This is a genomic window from Nitrosopumilus oxyclinae (assembly GCF_013407165.1).
Lineage (GTDB): Archaea > Thermoproteota > Nitrososphaeria > Nitrososphaerales > Nitrosopumilaceae > Nitrosopumilus > Nitrosopumilus oxyclinae.
The window spans coordinates 1,479,468-1,500,289 of sequence record NZ_CP026994.1 but is presented as its reverse complement, the minus strand read 5'-3'; the positions used below and the strand labels follow the sequence as shown (position 1 = coordinate 1,500,289).

General features: G+C 32.5%; 23 protein-coding genes. 16 read left to right on the top strand and 7 right to left on the bottom strand.

Annotation, left to right across the window (positions count from 1 at the left end; genetic code table 11):
- The first annotated feature begins 33 nt into the window (after positions 1-33).
- The 7 genes from C5F49_RS09010 to C5F49_RS08980 all read left to right on the top strand — a co-directional run bounded on the left by C5F49_RS09010 (position 34) and on the right by C5F49_RS08980 (position 6,110).
- On the top strand, positions 34-1,191 hold the full coding sequence (locus C5F49_RS09010) for an ABC transporter permease (protein ID WP_179363652.1): 1,158 nt from the start codon (positions 34-36) through the stop codon (positions 1,189-1,191).
- A gap of 19 nt (positions 1,192-1,210) precedes the next feature.
- Positions 1,211-1,885, top strand: coding sequence for an ABC transporter ATP-binding protein (locus tag C5F49_RS09005; protein WP_179362638.1), 675 nt, complete (start codon positions 1,211-1,213; stop codon positions 1,883-1,885).
- Positions 1,885-3,189 (top strand): COG1361 S-layer family protein, encoded by a 1,305-nt coding sequence (locus C5F49_RS09000; RefSeq protein ID WP_179362637.1) that lies wholly within the window; start codon positions 1,885-1,887, stop codon positions 3,187-3,189. The genes C5F49_RS09005 and C5F49_RS09000 overlap by 1 nt, the downstream gene beginning before the upstream one ends.
- A gap of 44 nt (positions 3,190-3,233) precedes the next feature.
- Complete coding sequence (locus tag C5F49_RS08995; protein WP_179362636.1) at positions 3,234-3,566, top strand: hypothetical protein; 333 nt, start codon at positions 3,234-3,236, stop codon at positions 3,564-3,566.
- Between the two features lie 187 nt (positions 3,567-3,753).
- Complete coding sequence (locus C5F49_RS08990; protein WP_179362635.1) at positions 3,754-3,936, top strand: hypothetical protein; 183 nt, start codon at positions 3,754-3,756, stop codon at positions 3,934-3,936.
- 240 nt (positions 3,937-4,176) lie between these two features.
- Entirely contained in the window at positions 4,177-4,560 is a 384-nt protein-coding gene (locus C5F49_RS08985; protein WP_179362634.1) for a hypothetical protein, read from the top strand.
- A gap of 5 nt (positions 4,561-4,565) precedes the next feature.
- A complete protein-coding gene (locus C5F49_RS08980; protein WP_179362633.1) occupies positions 4,566-6,110 on the top strand; it encodes an ABC1 kinase family protein in 1,545 nt (514 codons plus the stop codon).
- Here C5F49_RS08980 and hsp14 read toward each other — a convergent pair whose 3' ends face one another.
- Positions 6,111-6,491 carry an archaeal heat shock protein Hsp14 gene (hsp14, locus tag C5F49_RS08975; RefSeq protein ID WP_179362632.1) on the bottom strand — a complete coding sequence of 127 codons (381 nt, stop codon included), beginning with the start codon at positions 6,489-6,491 and terminating at the stop codon, positions 6,111-6,113.
- 77 nt (positions 6,492-6,568) lie between these two features.
- On the opposite strand from hsp14, the gene tmk reads away from it, so the two are divergent.
- The 3 genes from tmk to pyrH are packed head-to-tail and all read left to right on the top strand — an operon-like array spanning position 6,569 to position 9,086.
- A complete protein-coding gene (gene tmk / locus C5F49_RS08970) occupies positions 6,569-7,174 on the top strand; it encodes a dTMP kinase (RefSeq protein ID WP_179362631.1) in 606 nt (201 codons plus the stop codon).
- A complete protein-coding gene (locus tag C5F49_RS08965) occupies positions 7,171-8,406 on the top strand; it encodes an HD domain-containing protein (protein WP_179362630.1) in 1,236 nt (411 codons plus the stop codon). The genes tmk and C5F49_RS08965 overlap by 4 nt, the downstream gene beginning before the upstream one ends.
- Positions 8,403-9,086, top strand: a complete 684-nt coding sequence (gene pyrH, locus C5F49_RS08960; RefSeq protein WP_179362629.1) for a UMP kinase — start codon at positions 8,403-8,405, stop codon at positions 9,084-9,086. Before C5F49_RS08965 ends, pyrH begins: the two co-directional genes overlap by 4 nt.
- On the opposite strand, the gene C5F49_RS08955 is transcribed toward pyrH, so the two are convergent.
- The gene (locus tag C5F49_RS08955; protein ID WP_179362628.1) at positions 9,087-9,443 is read right to left on the bottom strand and encodes a hypothetical protein; all 357 of its coding nucleotides are present in this window, start codon (positions 9,441-9,443) and stop codon (positions 9,087-9,089) included.
- Between the two features lie 70 nt (positions 9,444-9,513).
- Here C5F49_RS08955 and C5F49_RS08950 point away from each other — a divergent pair, with 70 nt between their 5' ends.
- The gene (locus C5F49_RS08950; protein WP_179362627.1) at positions 9,514-10,068 is read left to right on the top strand and encodes a hypothetical protein; all 555 of its coding nucleotides are present in this window, start codon (positions 9,514-9,516) and stop codon (positions 10,066-10,068) included.
- Positions 10,069-10,318: 250 nt separating this feature from the next.
- Here C5F49_RS08950 and C5F49_RS08945 read toward each other — a convergent pair whose 3' ends face one another.
- Genes C5F49_RS08945 through C5F49_RS08930 form a run of 4 tightly spaced genes read right to left on the bottom strand, consistent with a single transcriptional unit; the run spans position 10,319 to position 13,000 of the window.
- Positions 10,319-10,966 carry a Dna2/Cas4 domain-containing protein gene (locus C5F49_RS08945; protein ID WP_179362626.1) on the bottom strand — a complete coding sequence of 216 codons (648 nt, stop codon included), beginning with the start codon at positions 10,964-10,966 and terminating at the stop codon, positions 10,319-10,321.
- Positions 10,967-11,000: 34 nt separating this feature from the next.
- Positions 11,001-11,237, bottom strand: coding sequence for a hypothetical protein (locus tag C5F49_RS08940; protein ID WP_179362625.1), 237 nt, complete (start codon positions 11,235-11,237; stop codon positions 11,001-11,003).
- An 8-nt stretch (positions 11,238-11,245) separates the two neighbouring features.
- Positions 11,246-12,277, bottom strand: a complete 1,032-nt coding sequence (locus C5F49_RS08935) for a V0D/AC39 family V-type ATPase subunit (RefSeq protein ID WP_179362624.1) — start codon at positions 12,275-12,277, stop codon at positions 11,246-11,248.
- Between the two features lie 42 nt (positions 12,278-12,319).
- Positions 12,320-13,000 carry a hypothetical protein gene (locus tag C5F49_RS08930; RefSeq protein ID WP_179362623.1) on the bottom strand — a complete coding sequence of 227 codons (681 nt, stop codon included), beginning with the start codon at positions 12,998-13,000 and terminating at the stop codon, positions 12,320-12,322.
- A 127-nt stretch (positions 13,001-13,127) separates the two neighbouring features.
- Here C5F49_RS08930 and C5F49_RS08925 point away from each other — a divergent pair, with 127 nt between their 5' ends.
- From C5F49_RS08925 to C5F49_RS08910, 4 genes are all read left to right on the top strand, one after another.
- Positions 13,128-14,687 (top strand): ammonium transporter, encoded by a 1,560-nt coding sequence (locus tag C5F49_RS08925; protein WP_179362622.1) that lies wholly within the window; start codon positions 13,128-13,130, stop codon positions 14,685-14,687.
- A gap of 70 nt (positions 14,688-14,757) precedes the next feature.
- A complete protein-coding gene (locus C5F49_RS08920) occupies positions 14,758-15,534 on the top strand; it encodes a sulfurtransferase (protein ID WP_179362621.1) in 777 nt (258 codons plus the stop codon).
- 105 nt (positions 15,535-15,639) lie between these two features.
- A complete protein-coding gene (locus C5F49_RS08915; RefSeq protein WP_179362620.1) occupies positions 15,640-17,202 on the top strand; it encodes a porin PorA family protein in 1,563 nt (520 codons plus the stop codon).
- Positions 17,203-17,229: 27 nt separating this feature from the next.
- The gene (locus tag C5F49_RS08910) at positions 17,230-18,024 is read left to right on the top strand and encodes a hypothetical protein (RefSeq protein WP_179362619.1); all 795 of its coding nucleotides are present in this window, start codon (positions 17,230-17,232) and stop codon (positions 18,022-18,024) included.
- A 6-nt stretch (positions 18,025-18,030) separates the two neighbouring features.
- On the opposite strand, the gene C5F49_RS08905 is transcribed toward C5F49_RS08910, so the two are convergent.
- Positions 18,031-20,130 (bottom strand): V-type ATP synthase subunit I, encoded by a 2,100-nt coding sequence (locus C5F49_RS08905; RefSeq protein WP_179362618.1) that lies wholly within the window; start codon positions 20,128-20,130, stop codon positions 18,031-18,033.
- Positions 20,131-20,207: 77 nt separating this feature from the next.
- Between C5F49_RS08905 and C5F49_RS08900 the strand changes: the two genes are divergently transcribed.
- On the top strand, positions 20,208-20,822 hold the full coding sequence (locus C5F49_RS08900) for a V-type ATP synthase subunit E (protein WP_179362617.1): 615 nt from the start codon (positions 20,208-20,210) through the stop codon (positions 20,820-20,822).

Sequence of the window (20,822 nt, the reverse complement as noted above, 5' to 3'; positions counted from 1 at the left end):
CTTGTGGATTACAGGATAAAATTAGCAAAAAGAATGCTGTTTAATCAGAAAGGAAGTTTGGTTGGTGCTGTGTTAGCAGTAACAATTGGAATTTTAGTAATTCATGTAAACTTTGTAATTTTTCAGGGATTGTTTGATGCTATTGTTAGAGACATTAGTGATTACAACACTGGGGATGTTATTGTAACTGATGAATTTGATTTTATCGATAAATCTGATCAATCTTTAATTCGATGGTTTGAGCGAATTCCAGTTGTTCAAGCCGCAACACCGCGGCTATCTACCACTTCAGAAATGAATATGACTAAAAATGGAAAACTAATTCAAGAAACTAGAATTTCATTAGTTGGTGTTGATCCATTTAATGATATTAGAGCATCTACAGTTCATGAAACTGTTACAGAAGGAAGTTATGTTTTTTCAAGAAACTCTATAGTATTAGGATCTAATGTAGCAAGAGATCTTGGAGGAGCTCAGGTTGGTGATAGTGTAAAAGTTCTAGTGGTTGATAGATGGGGTCAAGATCAAATCAGACGATTTACAGTTACTGGAATTGCAAATTCACCCGGTGGACAAGGGTTTGATTATTCTGGAGTTATTCACATTGATACTTTACGGGATATGATGAGTAGACATGGAGATACTGGTTCATTTATGGTGAAACTTTACGATCATTCTAAAGCTTTTGAAGTTAAAGAATTCTTTTTACGCTCATTCCCAAATGAAGACTTTATTGCAGAAACTACAGAAGAAGCATCAGAAGCTCAACTACAAGGTTTTAGATCTGGTATTGCTATGATCAACATGATTGGATATTTTGGAATGATGGCATCTGCATTTGCAATTGTAACAATACAAATGATGTTGGTAAATGGAAAAACAAGACAAATTGGTGTCATGAGATCAATTGGAGCTAAACGAAAAGATATTTTGATAATTTTTATTTTCCAAGGAATGATTATTGGAGCTATTGGTGCTGGTGTAGGTACTGCAGCAGGCTTGGGTTATACTGTATATGCAAAGGAAACCAAAATGTCGTTTAATGGGAGTCTTCCTTTAGAAGTAACTTACAACTGGGAAAAGATTATCCAAACTGCATTAATGTCATTTATTTTGGCAATAATAGCATCTCTATATCCATCGTATAGAGCTACGAAACTACTACCTGTGGAGGCTATGAGAACTGTCTAGTGTACTTGAAATTAATGATATGAGTAAAATTTACGGTGAAGCCGATAACAGGGTGAAAGCTCTTGATGATGTTTCATTTTCAATTAAACAAGGAGAATTTGTTTTAATTGTTGGTAGCTCTGGATCTGGAAAATCTACATTACTAAACATGATTGGATTATTAGATCATCCAACAAAAGGTAAAATTGCGATTGATGGAATTGATACTACTACACTTAATGATGATAAAATCTCTTCATTTAGAAATAAGAAATTAGGTTTTATTTTTCAATTTTCAAATCTGCTTACTGATCTCTCAGTTTTAGAAAATGTTTTGTTGCCTTTACAAATTGCAGGCAATAATACTGGTGAGAAAGATGCAATAGATTTACTGAAAGCAGTTGGACTTGAAGACCAAATATACAAACGTGCAAATAAAATTTCTGGTGGACAAGCTCAAAGAGTTGCAATTGCAAGAGGCTTAATCAATAAACCATCAATAGTATTAGCTGATGAGCCAACTGGTAATCTTGATTCTATTACTTCAGCAACTATAGTTCAACTAATGAAATCAATGGCAAAAAAACTAAATCAGACATTCATAATTGTTACACACGATAGAGAACATTTTGGAGAAGTTGATAGAGTAATTACTATTAAAGATGGTAGAGCCTTTGAAGGTGATCTTCCATCTGAAATGGAGATAGTGGCATAATGAATTCTAAAATCATTTTATCGTTATTTGTAATTGGATTGTTACCAATTATTTTTAATAATTCATATGCACAAATTACTTCAGGAGGATTTGGCCAATCTCCTTTTGAAAGAGATTTTGGTGATGTAAAATTTTTAGATGCTTATTTTGGTACAATAAATGAAAAAATTGAAGTGGAAGCAGGTGATAGTAATGTTCCATTTACAGTTGTATTTGCAAACGTTGGAACTCAGGATATAACTGGAATTAGAGGCCAGTTGTCATTACCATTTGGTTTTTCAGCATCTGATGGCCCAGGCGCAGTGATACATGCAGATAGTGATTCAAATTCGTTGGCAGGAGAGAATTTCCACTTGACATTTTTTGTAAATATTGATAATAATGCTCAAATCCAGCAGTACCCTGGAACTGTGAAAGTTGATTATTCACGATTAAGAGAATCTGGTGTTCGAACTGCTTTTGCTAATTTTGATTTTAAAGTAACAGGTGATGGTGTGATTAATGTCAAAGCTCAAGAACCTTTTCTTACTTCTTTACGATCTAATCATGTAGTTATTGAAATTGCAAATGATGGCACTGCTCCACTTTCTGGTGTAGATATTACTGCAACTAATACACAAACAGAACTTGCATCAACATCATCTTCAACTACTAATATTGAAAATGTTGTAATTTTGGAATCAAGCTGGGACATTGGAAATATTCCTCCAAAAACTGTAAAATATCTAACTGCAACTGTATATGTTCCCCAATCATTAAAAGGTGATACTCTAAGAATCCCTTTATTAATTTCATACTATAATACACATGGTGATTTACATCAAATTTCAAAAATTGTTGATTTTTACATTAAAGGATTAATTGATTTAAGAATTTTCAATGTTGATGTTATAGAATTATCTGGCAATCAAATGGTGATTGGTGAAATTATTAACGAAGGTAATGAAGATGGATTATTTGGTTTTGTATCTATTGAATCTAAAGGTGACTCTAACATTAAATCATCAACTCAATTCATTGATGAAATTGAAACAGATGCACCAGTTCCATTTAACATTCCAATTGAATTTGATGGTGAACCACAATACGGTGAGCATGATATAACTATCACTGTTAGATACAAAGACAGTACAAGAGATGAGATATTTCTAAATCATGATGCAACAATTACTGTAAAGGCACCATCAAATGAAGATGAAAATTCTACTGACCCGACAATGATAATTATCCCAATTATTTTGGTCCTAGGAGCTGCATTTTACATAATTCGTAGGCGTAAAAAAGCAACAATTGAGGCTAATTGAAGATATAATTTTAAATTTAAAATAGAGAAATAAGGAATAATAAATTGAGATTAACAATTATCATTCTCATTGCAGTTTTATCAATTGGGAGTGTTGTAATTACATTAGGCTTTCTAACTTCCCAAGAATACATTGATGTTCCTGAAATTACCAATCAATATGAAAAATTAGAATCATACAAAAATGAATTAGAAAAAATCAACCAACAAAATCAAAAAATCTTAAATGATTTAGAAAATCAAATTAAAAATTCAGATGATGTTCATATAGATCAAATTAATCGTGAGATCGAAGTGATAAAACGTGTAATAGAAGAAAACAAAGCAGAATTAGAACAAGTAATTACAAAATTGTCTCAAATGGAATCTAATCCATAGTAAAGATATTTCCACTTTTGGGAAATTTAGATCATAATTATATCATATCTTAAGGAGATGATATTGGTATGGCAAAGGGCATTTTTCTCTTTCTAGCAGGTAGTATTGTAGGGTTTATCACAACACCATTACTATAGGATCTGAAAATTTTTCTAAATTCATATAGTTATTTACAATAAAATTTTCATTGGAAAAACATCAAAAATTTACAATTTTAGGAGTAATTTTCTTAGTTCTAACTTTTTTAATTAATTATTATCACCAAGAAACTCACCCTGGTGATGGATTCAATTATGCATATGTTACTGGAATAATCATGTTGGTAGCATTTTCAATTAGTTTTGTAATGTTTACAAAAAATCAACTATAGTGATCTAAATTTCTATATGTAATAGATGGTGTGAGGTCTTTTGTAAGAAAAGCCTCCATCCTATCTATTTAAAATAAATTAATTTTATTTGAATAAATAATACACGTAGAAATCATCAGCGAGATCTAAATACTATTTTTTAACAATCTTGTCAGTCGTCACCAAAAAACAAATCGTTTTTGGTCTTAGACTGTCGATTTTTGACCGTAAGATTATAAGCAATTACTGGATCTTGCGATTATGCCTGGCGACGAGATTGAAGTTCCTAAAGAGATACGAGAATTCATGCTAGAAGAAGCTGAAGAAACAATACTTGGTCAAAAAAATGGTGCATACAAACAATTTCGTTATGGGAATTTACACATTAGAGAATATGGTGATAAATTTTTAGTTCATAATGATAAAATTGATCCACGTAAAGATCCAATGGGACATTTGGTTTATGATGCTCCTGAAGTTTTAATTGGCATAGCATGTGCAATTTTTGGTGGTTCACAGATTGCAAAAAAAATCACAAGTAACAATTCTAAAAAATTAACAGTGTCATCAGGATTAATCTCTTCAATGATTTTTGGATATATTGGATATTTAGCTACTAAGAAAATTAAAAATTATTTGGAGTAAATCATATGTCTACGGCTAGAACCATCCAAGTACTCTTCAAACTTCTTCCATCTATTCTTGCATTACGCAAAGATAGAAAAAAATGGATAAATCAAGAAAAAAATCAAATTGATTCAGAACAGTTTAGGAAAAACGCACGAAAAGTACTCGATACTTTCATTTCTTTAGGTCCTGTGTACATAAAATTAGGGCAATGGCTTTCTTCAAGAGCAGATATTTTACCACAACCATATTTAGAAGAACTCTCAAAACTTCAAGACAGTGTACCATCTGCTCCATTTGATCAAGTTAAACCAATAATTGAAAAAGATCTTGGTCCTATTGATAAAAAATTTGATGATATTGATCCTAATCCTATATCTGGTGCTTCATTAGGTCAAGTTTATCGTGGAATTATTTCTGGTCAACAGATTGTTGTCAAAGTTAAAAGACCTGGAATTGAAAAAGTTGTAGCAAAAGATCTTCAAGTTCTGAAAAAGGTTCTTCCACTTGCATTAAGATTTGTTGATCCAAATTTACGCTATTCAGCAAAAGCAATGCTTTCTCAATTTATCGAAACAATTTATGAAGAAATGGATTACAAAAATGAAGTACAAAATCTTAAAAGAATCAAAGAGGATATGGCAGGATCAACCAATGTAATTGTACCATCAGTTTATGATGACTATTCATCAAAAAATGTACTCACTATGGAATATTTGCCTGGAATTAAGGTCACAAACGTTCAAGCTTTAGATGAAAAAGGAATTGATAGAGAACAACTAGTAATTGATGTCCACAAGGTGTTTTTCACAATGCTTCTCAAACACTCAGTTTTTCATGCAGATCCACATCCTGGAAACATTTCCGTAACTGATGAAGGAAAACTCATTTTGTATGACTATGGAATGGTAGGACGAATAAATAATGAAACACGATTCAAACTAATTAGGCTGTATCTTGCATTAGTTGAAAGAAATCCTCCTAGGGTAGTAAATGCAATGAATGATCTTTCAATGCTAACTCCTGGTTACAACAGAGAAGTAATTGAAAAAGGAATTGAACTTTCAATTCGTACAATGCATGGAAACAAACCTGATGAAATGGAAGTTCAAAGTTTAATGGAACTTGCAAATCAAACAATGAGTAAATTTCCCTTTGTATTACCAAAAAATTTAGCTTTGTATATGAGAATGGCATCTATCATTGAAGGAATTTACAAAACCCATGATGTTGATTTTAAATTTGTCAAAGTTTTAAAAAATATTTTACAAGAAGAAAATCTCATTCCACGAGCATATGTTGAGGAATTAAAAATTTCATTTGATAATTTCTCAAAATCAATTGATTCTGCACTTAGAATGGGACCTGAGATGAAAAAACTCATGGATGAGGTTCAAATCTATATGAAGAAGGGAAGACCTATGGTTTTAATTAGTGGAAGCATATTTGCATCTGCAACATTTCTTGGTTCTGTATTTTTGTTTCAATCAAATGAATTACTTGGAGTGATCGGTATGATAAGTTCTGGTTTAATTATTGCAGCTTCAGGATTTTTTAGAAAATATTGATTATTCTATTGGGATATCTTTTCCCTTTTTAATAACCGGAATAATTAATGTAAGAATTCCATTTTCATATTTTGCAGATTCAATTTTTTCTTCACCTTGTTTAATTTCTACAGGAAGTCTAATTTTTTTATCTATTACATTTGGTCTTTGGTTTGATATCAAAGATTTGGATTCTTTTTCATCTGTTGTTTTTTTTGCATTGATAGAAAGAATATCCCCACATAATGATAAATCAATTTCATTTTTTGTAAATCCAGGAATGTCAATTACAATTTTTATATTTTTATCGTTGAGATACATATCCATTGGTGGTAAAACAAATTCATAGAATTCTCTTGATTTGTTTCCAATCTCTTTGATTACATCTTTTACGAGTCCCATTTTGTGTTATGTGCTCAATTTTTAGTTATAAATCTTGATAGATTTTTAATCAATTAATTTCTCAGTTTTGATATCTCATGATTATTGTAATTGAAGGTGGAGATCAGGCAGGAAAATTAACCCAATCCATTCTATTAGAAAAAGCTCTCAAAAAACGAAAAATCAAAACAAAACTGTTTCACTTTCCTGACTATGAAACCCCAATTGGTAAAGAAATTAGAAAATATTTAGATGGAAAAAGAAAATTTCCACCTCAAGTAATTCATTGTCTTTTAGCAGCAAATAGATGGGAAAAGCTTGATGCAATTTTAGCAGCTGAGGAAAAAAATTCAGTTTTAATTATGAATAGATATTATCAATCTAACTTAGTTTATGGATTAGCAAACGGTTTGAAGCAAAAATGGCTTGAGAGCCTTGATGAAGGTCTTCCAAAGGCTGATCTTGTTATTTTACTTGATGTTACTCAAAAAGAATCATTTTCAAGAACTCCACAAAATAAAATTGGAGGAAAGAAAATGAAACGAGACAAGTTTGAAAAAAATAAAGAATTTTCTACGAAAATTTCTAATCTTTACAGAACTGTTGCCAAGAAAAAACATTGGAAAATAATTGATGCTACTATGACTAAAGAAGAAATCCATGAAGAAATTCTAAAAATATTTTCAAAGAAATTAGGAATATGAAAAAAAATTATCTAGATATTATTGATCCAATTCATGATTTTATTCGTGTTTATGATTATGAACTTCCAATAATTGACAATCCTCTTTTTCAAAGATTAAGAAGAATTAAACAGCTTTCTGGTGCACATTTAACATATCCTTCTGCTCAACATAGTAGATTTGAGCATTCTCTAGGAGTTATGCACATTGCTAGTCAAGCTGGTTTTGCGTTAAATGAAAAAGGATTTTTAAATTCTGATGATGTTCAATTATTGCGTATTGCCGGCTTGTTACATGATATTGGCCATGGGCCTTTTTCTCATTTGTTTGAAGAAGTAATACAAGAAAAAAAATTTTCTCATGAAGATTATGGCAAAAAAATTATTCTAGAATCTGAAATTGGTGATATCTTATCAAAAACAGGATTTGATAAAAAACTAATTACTAAAATTGCATTTGGTGAATCAAAATTTCAATATCTAAATGAAATTGTTTCAGGAGCTTTGAGTGCAGATATGATGGATTATTTGCTAAGAGATGGTTATTTTACAGGAGCAGAACATGCAAAAATAGATCATAAAAGAATTACACAATCACTTGATATCCATAAAAATAAACTTGCCTTGGAGCGTTCAGCGCTTTATTCTTTTGAATCCATGATGCATTCAAGATATCAAATGTTCAAAGCAGTATATTTCCATAAAACTGTACGTGCAGCAGAGGTAATGCTTATTGAAGCATTAAGATTGTCTGATGATGAATTTGGTTTTACATCTTTTAATCTCAATGAATTTGTTAAACTAACTGATGAATATGTTCTATCATCATTGATTACATCCAAATCTTCTAAACTCAAACGAGCAAGGCAATTTGCAGAAGATTATCAAAATCGTAAATTGCTAAAATGTGTATATGAAAGAATACTCACAAATCAAACAAATTTGAAGAAAACAAGAACAAATGAACTTAGAATTGAAATCTCTAAAAAATCTAAAGTTGATGAAAATGAAATTTTTGTAGATAGTTCTGTCACTCCATCAATTCCACTTGCCCCATCAAAAAACGAGTCAAAATCAATCATTTTGATTACAAATGAGGGTACGAAATCCTCAGCAAAAGAGATGCCTATCTCTGATATACCTGTGGTTTCAGCGATTTCAGGGTTCATGAATATACTTAGAATATACACTCATCAAAAGAACAGAAAAAAAGTTGAAATTGCCGCAAAATCAATCCTTGGTGATCTAAAATGAAAAAAAGAATTGTAATCAAATTATCTGGGCGAGTTTTTGGTATGGATAACGTCAAAGTTCTAAAAGATTATGCTACATTTTTAGTAAAAATTAGCAAATTCTGTCAACCTATTGTAATTGCAGGTGGTGGTAATATTGCTCGACATTATATCTCACATGCAAGATCTTCTGGAGCCGATGAATCTACTCTTGATGAATTAGGAATTGAAATTTCAAGACTCAATGCAAAGTTGTTGATTTATGCTCTAAAAAATAAAGCATATTCACATCCCCCAACTACTTTGCAAGAAGTAAGACATGCAGTGGATGATGGATTAATTGTAGTAGCAGGTGGTCTTCATCCTGGTCAAAGTACTAATGGTACTGCAGCATTGATTGCAGAAAAAATCAAAGCTGAGCAGTTTCTTAATGCAACTGATGTTGATGGAGTTTATGATATGGATCCTAACAAATTCAAAAAAGCAAAAAAATTCAAACGAATAGAATTAAAGAATTTGAAAAATATGTTAGTTCATGAAGATTCTGTAGCTGGTGGGTATGATTTGATGGATATTGTTGCTCTCAAAATTATTGAGCGTTCAAAAATTAAAACAAGAATTTTAAAAGCAGATCCAAAAATTATTGAAAAGGCAATTAAAGGTGGCGATGTTGGCACCGAAATTATTATTCCTTCAAAATAATCAATCAGAAGAATCGTTTTGAATTGTAGGTCTTGTTTGAGACCAGATTTGAATCTCATTTTTTGGATATTCAGGAATTCCAGTCTCTAGTAGTTTCTTGTAAATTGATAAGGCTTCTTCTTTCTCCACAGCCTTGGATTGAGCCTTTGTAAATCCATCTTTATCTACTATTACGGCAACATGACCATCTTCAGAACTAATCACTGCAGTAAATTCTTCTTCTCCGACAGGCTGAAATTTTCCATCGATCTTTTTTGTAGTTAGTGTTAACATGCTAAATCCAGCAACTTCAAACATCTTCATTTGTGATTTCCCTGCTCTTTGTTTTCCTTGTTGTACTGCTTGAAAATATTGCATAATTTTTTCTTCCTACAATGGTATAATAACTATCTCAACATTTAAGATATCAAGAGGAAATGCATAATTCATGAATCCTAAAATTTTCGTCGGTGTAGCGGTTGTTGTACTTGTTGCAATTTTAGGTGGAATTCTTTTAACAGGACCTACAATGATTATTCCTTCACAAGAAAATTCAGGTAATATTCAAAATACTCCTCAAGCAAAACCGATACAAATTGAATTAGAGGATATTTCAATATCTAAAATTTCTGAGCGATCAGTAACTATTGAAGTGGCATTCAAACTTTCAAATCCCAATGAACGTGCAATGATTGTACAAACCATGGATTATCAATTATTTGAAACAGGTTATTCTGAAACTGAACAAATTACTGGTGGTGAAATTGGTAGTAGACCTACAGGAATGGTCGAGTTTGGTTCAAATTACTATACACTCCTTGGTGAAAACTCAATTACTCTAAAAGATTCTAAGACCATAAAGAATTCTGGAAACACTGCAGAGTTGTGGGCAGCCTTTGAAGATGACACTCCAACATGGAGAGTATCTGGTGATGTATTTTACAATCTTAGCTCAATGACTAGCGGTCAAGAAAATAAACTTCACTTTGAGTTTACGAAATAAACCAGATAGTATCATAAAATCTAAAAATTATGATATTATGTTTTTAGAGGAAAAATATTGGCAAAGTTATAAAAGTCCGTTTCATTGTTTTTTATCAAATGGCAGAAGCAGGTATGGCCGCATTTGGCGCAGCAGCAGGAGTCGCAATTGCACTCGCAGTAGTGTGTTTCGCTCTACGTGGTAAAGGACATCCAGAACCACTCGACTAAACAAAGGAATTTTTCCTTTACAACATTTTTCTAATCTTTCATTAATCTTTCTTGCCAAATCCTAACATTTCTGCTAGGTCTAATTGTTTGGCATTTTTCTTTTTCATGAAACATCTTTCATAATACTGACAATCGGAGCATTCCGATGATGGTTCTAAAATTGGAGTTTTTTGCTCTTTTAAAAGATCATTTAGAACTCTAACTCTTCGAATAATTTCCTCAAACATTTTTTTATTTCGTGAAATGGAAAATGATGTTTCTTTTCTATCTCCAGTTATGTATACAATAATTCCATCTGGTTTATCATAAATCCACATACATGCATTCAGATAAAGAACATCATTTGCTAGCGGATTTTCTAACTCTGTTGTTGCTCCTCTGAACAAGAATATGGAGTCATCAATAAGCATGTCAACTTGACCCTTTAGTTTGATATCATCGATGTCGAATTCTTTTGGATCACTTCCATATTGTAATTTTCTAAGTAATCCTGAAAGAAGTTCATTGAATCCTTTTCTCTGAACTTCTTCAGGGTCGATTCTATCATAATATGACCTTCTCAGACATTGCACAACCTCATGTAGATGTATAGTCTGAATATTTGCTGAATCAATTTTAATTTCTAGCTCTTTTCCAATGGAGTCTATTGCATTTTCAACAATACTTCGAAAATCTCTATCTCCCATCATGATGAATTATTTCATTACTATGATCACTTATAGTTTAGCTCAAAATTTGAGTTAAAAATTTTGAAATTTTACCTGAAAATGCTAAAATAACAAAATGCATGGCAAATCCTAAAACTGCGCCTACAGCAAGATTCCCTGTTCCAAAATATATCCCTAAAAATATCGCTAATGGAGGTATTGAAAAAATCATTGCTAAAAATGTGCTAACCCAAATAGTATTGATTAACGTCTCTGTAGAAATATTTTGTTTTTTCTTTGGAAATTTAATCATTTTGAAAACTATTCTTTTACAATTAGTTTTGACATTGTGATATCAGTAGCAATTTTTTGCTCTACTGCATAAGCAATTGCTGCTAAATTCCTTACTTCAAAAGCTGTTAATTTTGTAATTCCTATGATTGTGGCAAAATTGAACATTTTGGTAAATGAACTTGCTGATGAATTGTAAATTGCCATCTCAAATGATCTTTCAAATTGAGCTACAGCATCTAATTCGTTTTCAACATCAGGAATCAAATTCTTGTATTTTGTATTTGATAATTCAGCAAATGCATCTCTAATTGTTGCAGCTGCCATCATTCTTTGAAGTAGCTCTTTAGGAATTGATGGAGTTTGTGAAACAATTAAATCTTCAATTTGTGAATCATCTAACCCCCAGAACTTACCTCTGATGACACTCAGTAGATTGTAAAAGTCAACATCCATTCCAACTAATTTTATCACTTCTCTGTCTCTAGTGTTTTTCAAAGCACGTCCTAATTGTTGATATAAAATTTTATCAAAATATGTATCAAAAACTTGAAGATTCTTTGTTTCATTGTACAAAGTAGCTGCTTTTGAAATTTCATCACCAAATTGAACTGAGTTTAAACTGGCAACTGTTTCTTCCAAATCTTTTGAAACTAATGCTTTGATTATTACATCTCTTTGTTTGATTAATTCTTCTGCACGGAGATTAATGTGAGTCTCAATCTCTTCTTGAGATTTTCCTAAAACTTTACCTTTGAGAATTTGTTTTAAATTTGAAATAATGAATTTCATATAATATGCATCTAAAATATCTGAATCTCCTGCAGTCTTTGCAATAGAATAATGAACTCCTGCTAAATGACCTCTTAAACCAGATTCAATACCCTGAGAAGTGTATGGCTTTTGAACATTTGAAATTGCATCGCCATAAATTGTATTCTTAATTCGAGTCATTAATTCTTCAAGATCTCTTGATTCTGCCAAAGTCTGCAAATCAGCCTTTTTTAGTAATTTTCCTCTTTGGCTGTATGATTTTACAGATGCATAGACATTCTTACCCATTAAAAAAACGTGATGAGTAACCGATTTTAATGTTTGGCGATATTACTGCCCATCTGGAATAATTTTATTTAGGAACTTTAATGCCTCATCTTTTTCTTGTTTAGTAAATTTCAAAAATACATCTAAAATCTCTTTTTGGATAATTAATGACTCATCTGAAATTTGGCTTAATTTTGAAAGATTAAATGGCAATAATTCATCGATCTTATTCTCACAAAATGCCTTTACATATTTTTTAAATATTGAATGAGTAAAGTTTGGACTTGATTCTAATAGATTGATGAGGATATCTTTGAATTCTTTTTCATTAGAATCAGCCATTGAAAAAAACTCTTTCATGAGATTTTCTTTATTTTTAACCTCTGTAATTGATAGTGCAACTAAGATTCCTTTTTTTGTTAAATGATAGTATGGAATTCCTTTCTCCTGTAATGCTTTTGGACCTCTTTTCAAAGGTAATCTTCCATCTTCTTCTGCAATTTCAAGAGGAAGTAGGATCTCATCTAGATCTCGAAATATTCCTGAGTAGATATTTTTCCATGCAATATCTGCTTTTTTTGCTATTCTTTGAGATATTCCAGTTCTAGTTCTTTCTGCAGGATTTGCGTTACTTCCCAGAATAGCGATGATCGCTCTTTGTCTATTTGCTTCTCCAGTAAGATCATTACCTTTTGTCTTGAATGTATCAAAAATTGCTAATTTCGTTTTTGATTTGACTTTCATTTACTCACCTTTATCATAATATTCATATTTTATGTTACTATCAGAATACACTAAAATATAATTATTTACTTTTTTGTATGCTTTCTAGTCTCCAACCCTTAAATAATTTTCAATTTCGATTAATTTAATGAATTCTAGGAACTACAAGTATGCTCTATTACTTGTAGCCGCAGTATCTATCACAGCAGTTGGTGCTATGTCTCAGGCATATGCACAAAGTGTTGATGATGGTATGGATGGATATGTCAAAGGAACCAGTGGAATTTACACTGGTAACACTAGCGAATGTTGGTATGAAGAAGATGGCAGCATGCTACCTTGTAAAATTGATACAGGTGATACAGCATGGATGCTTACAGCAACATCTTTGGTACTCTTCATGTCCCCAGGTGTCGGCTTCTTTTATGGCGGTTTAGCCAGATCAAAGAACGTCGTCAATGTACTTGGTATGACCTTAATCGTAATGGGTCTAATGTCAGTACAATGGGTTCTATGGGGTTACTCACTAGCATTTGGTGGAATTGATTCAGATGCAAACATGTTCATGGGAAATCTCGACTATGTCGGATTTAACATGGTATCACCATACGCACCATTAGGTGAAGCAGGTCCATGTGCAGACACATGGTCAGCAGCTTACCAGATGAATGCAATGGTTGAAGGAGATGTTTGTAGTCAAGGTTGGCCTGGTACAGTACCTCACCAACTATTTGCAATGTTCCAAGCAACATTTGCAATAATTACACCAATTCTAATTATTGGTGGATTAATTGACAGAATCAAATTCAGCGCATTAATCATATTCGTTCTCTTATGGGGAACCTTCGTTTATGATCCAATAGCACATTGGGTCTGGGGAGGCGGATACATAGGAGGAGGTTCACTTGATCTCGATCCAGAACTATCACCATCGTATGCACTTGACTTTGCAGGTGGTACTGTAGTACACATTACTTCAGGATTTGCTGCATTGGCAGGAGCCTTAGTCCTTGGCAGAAGACTTGGATATGGCAAAGTGCCAATGGAACCACACAATATCCCAATGGTAGTCCTCGGAGCAGGAATACTCTGGTTTGGATGGTTTGGTTTCAACGCAGGAAGTGAAGTTATGGTAGACGGCATTACCGTCAGCGCATGGACTGTTACAAATACAGCAACTGGTATGGCTGCAATAACTTGGGTGCTCATGTCTTGGGCACATACAGGAAAACCAAGTATTGTTGGAGCTGCATCAGGAGCAGTAGCAGGATTGGTAGCAATCACACCAGCCTCTGGTTGGGTAGGTCCAATGGCTGCGATTATAATCGGTATTGCAGCTGGTACAGTTTGTTATGCATGTATCGCATTCAAGAGCGCACGCAAATGGGACGACGCATTAGATGTATGGGGAGTACACGGAATGGGTGGTCTTACAGGTGCAATTTTGACTGGTACATTAGCTAGTCCACACATTTGGGATACTGGAGACGGTATCGGTGCATGGACTGGTACAGCAGAAGGAATGGAACAGCAAGCAATCAGCATCATTGGTGCTGCAATATCAATAGGCTATGCCTTTGGTGTTACAATTGTAATCCTTAAAGTAATGGATGCCGTATGGCCGGGCGGAATCAGAGTCACTCCAAAAGAAGAGGAGATTGGTCTCGATTTGGCACAGCATGGCGAAAGAGCATACGTTAACGAATAGAAAAAAACCCTTTTTTTCTTCTTTTTATTTTAATCCAAATCAATTTACATTTGATCATTTTATCTAAATCATGTTAATCTCTACAACTCAACTCAATTCAATTTTAGATGACTCTGATGTTATCATAGCTGATACACGCTCTTTCAAAGAATATTCTGAAGGACATATTCCAGGAGCCGTTCATTTGGATTTATTTGCATTTCATTGGATTGATACAACACAAAAAGGAATTGAAAATTTCAACAATCAATCTCAAAACCTTCTTTCATTTCTTGGGGTAACACCAGAAAAGAAAGTTATTTTTTATGATTCAGTTTCTGGAATGCTTGCAGCTAGAGGAGTTTGGATGCTGATGTATTTTTCACATGAAAATGTTTCAATGCTTGATGGAGGAATAACAAAATGGAAACAAGAAAATCTCTCTCTTGAGACAAAACCTAATGGTTTCAAACCATCTAAATTTTCAGGAAAAATAAATTCAGATATTATTTCAGGATTTGAGTATGTTCGAGATAATCTTGATAATCTGAAAATCCTTGATGCCCGTTCTAGTGGAGAATATGATGGAACTATAATCAGAGCGGCTCAATCTGGTCATATACCAAATTCCATCAATATTGATTGGAATCAAAATATCACAAAAGATGGTACTTTCAAAAATGATGAAGAATTATCAAAAATGTATGAAATTCCTAAAGATACTGAAATCATCACTTATTGTCAAGGGGCATATAGGGCTGCCAATTCATTTTTGGTTTTGAAAAAATTAGGATTCAAAAATGTTCGAGTTTATCTTGGGTCATGGGGTGAATGGGGAAATAAACCTGAATTACCGGTTGAAAAATAATTCTAAAAATCTATCAAAATATAGGCTCAAAAAAAGTTTTCTGAGGATGAGTTATCTGATAATACAACAGATCGGTTTTAAGCGATCTAAAATTAACATTTCATAATGGGAAAATTTACTTTGGCAGCAGTATTGGGGGTAGGATTTTTAATTATGATTTTATGGTTTTTCTTTGCAATTCCAGAATTGGTGAATACATATGATGTTTATGAATTTTCTAGTGAAAATATTGGGTTCATTCAACTTGCTGATGAAGTTGGAGCACCATTATCAGATCCAATAAAGATGATTTTTGTTGAGGATGGTAAGGTAATCGAAGATAGTGGTAATCAGATTCTTTTGCGTACAACATATACTTACAAAGATATTCTTTCTGATGAAATTTTTTGGTTTGTTGAACTTGATGAAAAAATAGAACAGACTACTCGTCAATATGTAGACAAACCTGGACATGCAATGTTCCCATATAATTTACAACAAAAAGATTACAAAGTCTATGACATTGGTGGAGCGATAATGGATTATGATTTCATTAGAACAACAGAAATTAATGGTTTGGAAGTGTATGAATTTTCCGGAGAAACAACTTTTGATATTTCAGATATATATCCTGATTTTGAAAAACAAATTTTTGAAGATTATTCATCTACTGCTTTTATTGAACCTGAAACTGGAATTGAAGTATCCTTTACAGAAAAATTTACTGATTATGCAATTATTGATGGTCAAAAAATTCCTATTTTAGAAGCATGGGATGGACCTACAGAATTTTCTCAAAAAACACTTGTCCAAAAGGCACAATCTCAAAAAATAATTCATCAACTATATCATCAAATTGTTCCAATACTGATTGCAATTGGAACATTAATTGTTTTTGTAACTATTTTTTCAAGATCAAAAGTTGTAACCAAACAAAAACAAATTGTTAAACTCAAACAAGTTGAAACGAGAAAAGATGAATTTTCATCTATGATTGCCCATGAACTAAAAACTCCGTTAGTTCCAATTAAGAGCTATTTGGATATGATAATTTCTGGTAAAATTGGCCAACTAACCCCCCAACAAATAGAAAAATTGGAAATTGTACGCTCAAGTGCAAATTCTTTGAATAAGCTTATTGATGATTTATCTGATGTTCAGAAACTTGATACTGGAAATATGAAGATTCACCCAGAGGATAATTCATTATCTGAAATTATTAATGAAACTGTAATCAAACTAGAACCTGATTTTAACAAAAAAGGAATTAAAGTAAATTTAGAATTACATCAAGTAAGATGTCTTTGTGACAAATCTAGAGTTTCTCAAATTCTTTTGAATTTACTTACAAATGCTATCGATTTTACTCCATCATTTGATGGTAAGATAACAATTTCATTATCAAAAGATGATGATTATGCGAAATTATCCGTAGAAGATAACGGTTCAGGAATACCTAATGACAAACTAGAGCAAATTTTCCAAAAATACTATCAGGTTGATTCTTCAATGAAGCGAGAATATGGTGGTACTGGATTAGGATTATCAATTACAAAAGGTATTGTAGAAATGCATGGAGGAAAAATCCAAGTTGAATCAGAAATGGGTAAATTCACTAGATTTACTATTTTCTTACCATTTACTCCTAAAAATTCCCAATCATTTGATTCACCAAAAATTAAATCTTAGACAAATTCATTTGTTTTAAAGAAAGACATGAATAAAATACTCTATGCAATAATTCCAGTCCTTGCATTTTCTATAATATTTGTAAATGCATTTTTTGGACATTTAATTTTTGCATCAGAAACTCAAGAGGTTGTAAACAAGTATTCAGTTTATGTTCACCTGCTATCTGAATGGGAAAGTGATTCAAAGAATATTATTTTTGATGTTACAAACACTTGGCATAAATCAGATAAAATTAGTAACGTCAATCATGTATTTGATGCTGAATCTAAAGAATACAATGAAAACCAACTTCATGAGCTTAACGGTAAATCATATGTTGAATTAAAACACGAATTCAGTAATTGTCAAGAAGAATGGCAACCAATGCTGTATAGAAAAGCAGTAGATACTGTGAGACATGAAATAGAATATGTCCAAGGACAGCAACTAAGTGCAGATCCTACAGTTTCTGTATATCCTGATATTCAGAATAAAAATTATGAGAATTCAGAACAACAATCAGAAATTAAAAATGGTTATGTGCAATTTTTTCCTATTTGTACATCTCGGGATACTACATCGTATGATTATAGTGTAAAAACTGATAACAAAGATTTAGGTTTTGATGTGTACTTTGTTTCATCATCTATTCAACGTGAGCAATTTGTTGATTCAGAATTTGATTATTACACAGAGTCTGGATGTTATGCTCAAAATAAACAGAGTTACAGTGGGACATGCAACAATATCAAAAAAGACAGTGGTTTACTAGTAATTTTTCCTGATAATCTAAAGCCTTGGACTACAAAAGTTACAGTAAATCTTTATGAAAATAATTAGAATTTTCTATTTCTTCTTCCAAACAAATTGATTGTAAATCAACTCTGGTCTAATTTGTCTAAATGGTTGTGCTCCACCATCATACCATTTTGTAAAGAATTCGTACAAGTGCAATCTGAGAGACTGGATGTACACAATCAATCCTTCAATCATCATAATTCCCAAGTTTCCTCCAATTATCATTGCCATTGCAGCACCTGAACTTGCACCTCCAAGTGATTGAAATGCATTGTTGACTGTCATGAGCAATGCGGCGTGTACAAGTAACATGATTCCTAATCGAGCATAACTAATTGTATGTGCTAAACTTTCTACTGTCTTTCCAAGAAATACCTCCATAACCACATTTGCAGCCGAACCTCCATCTTCAGGATGTTTCTTAGCATGCATTACACCACCAACCATCATCAAGACCATTGAAGTAATAATTATCACAACTGCAATTCTTGTAATTATCCACACTTCAGCCCATTCTCCTAAGAAAATTGTAACCCAAGGAACTGCTTCTGTGTGAACTTTGGAATACATGTTCATCACGTCATAGTTAGCTCCAATTGCACACATCATGATGACTACAATTCCACCATAAAGTGTAATGTTAGGAATTGCTTCCATGAACATAACAAACTTGTGACCTTCTGCAGCTAATCTCTTTACTCTTAGAACCATTGCCCAAACCAAATGGACAATTCCAATGAATAATGAAACTTTGAGTATGTTAATGACTTGATCAAATGTTAATTCTGCTACACTAAGAATACCTACAATCCAACTAACTGAATGTAATGCTCCGCCTTCTTCTAACAAACCTTCCAATGGTCCCATATGATCTAGATGGAATCCAAAGGCTTCACCTGCACCAACACCTGCTATAGCAGCTGAAGCACCAGATATTGCAATTAACATGCCCCATCTTGAAAGTGTACCTTGTCCTTTTACTTTGAATAATAATCCCATTCCCATTAGCAATAGACCGTGACCCATGTCTGCAAACATTAGTCCATAGAAAATTGGCCACATTAGAGCAATCATTGGAGTTGGATCTGCTTCTCCATGTTTTGGAATACCTTGACTTTCTGTAATTACTTCAAAAGTTTTCACGAATTTTTTATTATCAAATAATGTTGGGATTTCTTCTTTTAATTTTGGATCAGTGATATCTTCAACTACTGACATCCATTGTTTAGTTGAATCTTTGAATTTCTCCTCCATTTTAGATGGAATGAATCCTTGAATTACTGCAAAATGCTTTGTTCCTGATGGTTTTCTAATTGTTTCTAGAACATCTTTGGCCACTTGAGCCTCTTCATGAATTGCTAAAATATCTCGTCTAATCTTTTTTGTGATCTTTGCAATTTGTTTTGTATTTGCTTTCTGTTTCTCAGTTAATTCTTTAATTTTTGATTCTGCTAATGCATATGCTTCAGATGGAACTTGAGATATTCCTTCTGGAATTACAAATGGATTTGCATTAAATCCTCTTAGTACTTTGAGGGTTTTATCAGAATCGGCTGTACTAGAAATTACAAGAATTGCTGCTTTCTCTTTACTTGCTAATTCGTATTTGTAAAATGTAATTCCTTCTAATGCTCTGCTAATTTCTTCATAGTCAGCAGAGTTTATGACAAAAAGATTTGTGTAAAAATACTTCATTAATCCAAATCCTGAAAGATCAATGCTTAGCTTTTTTGCAATTTCTAATGTTTCTTTAAGTGATGTGTATTCTTCAAGTGAGCGTTTCAGTGATGTTTGTTCTTCTAATAGTTTAGATGGTTCATCAATTATTGCTGGTGTTCTCTTTTTAAGATCATCAACCATTCCTTCTATTTCATCAATCTCATAATCTTTCTTTTTGATTGTTGTACCTTTGAACATAATTTCTAAAATTCCGACCATTGGAGGAATGCCTAGCCCTTTAACCACATCATCAATAGATTGGTAAGTTTGCTGAGCATCTAATAGTAAATCATCAATTTCTGGTGTGACTATGTCGTTTTCAGTATCAATTTTGTGAAACCATTCAAATTCAGTTAATCTAGAAATTGCTCTTGGAGAGTCACTTCTTGGTAAAATCAAACTTCCAAGCTTTAGATCGGCCACAACCAAGATAATCCATCGGTGATTTCTTTGATTTTAATATCTTTCTGAATCTGTCTATTGGTTCCCAAACATTAAAATCTATTATGGATAAAAGCCACCCATTGACAAATCTTGCTTTAGAACAAACTATTGATAAAATCCTTAATCAAACTCAAAAAGATATTGAATCAAGCATAGATTCTGCTTTAAATGACACAAATCAAACTCTTGATGATGCTATTCCTAAACTAGACAAAGAATATGACAAAATTATTGCAGATGGTAAGAAAGAAGCAGATAAAATTGAAAAGCAGATTATCGGTGGTGCTGATATTGAGGCCCGAAATAAACAACTTATGGCATTAGAGGCCTCAGTTGATAAGGTCTTTACAAAGGCATTAGATCAAATTACAAATAATGATCGCAGTGGTGATTATGCTAATTTGATTAAGTCATTATTAGATGAATCAACTCGAATTTTGGGTACATCTGAAGTTATAGTAACTGCAAATTCTAAAGATCGTGATGTTGTTCAATCTGCACTATCTGGATTTCCTGGATCTGAATTATCACCAGATACCATTGAATGTATTGGTGGTGTAATTATCAAATCTAAGGATGGAGCAATGACATTTGATAATACTCTTGATGCAAGAATTGAACGTCTGAAGCCTTTAATTAGGAAAGATATTGCAGCAAAATTCGGAGTGAATAATTAG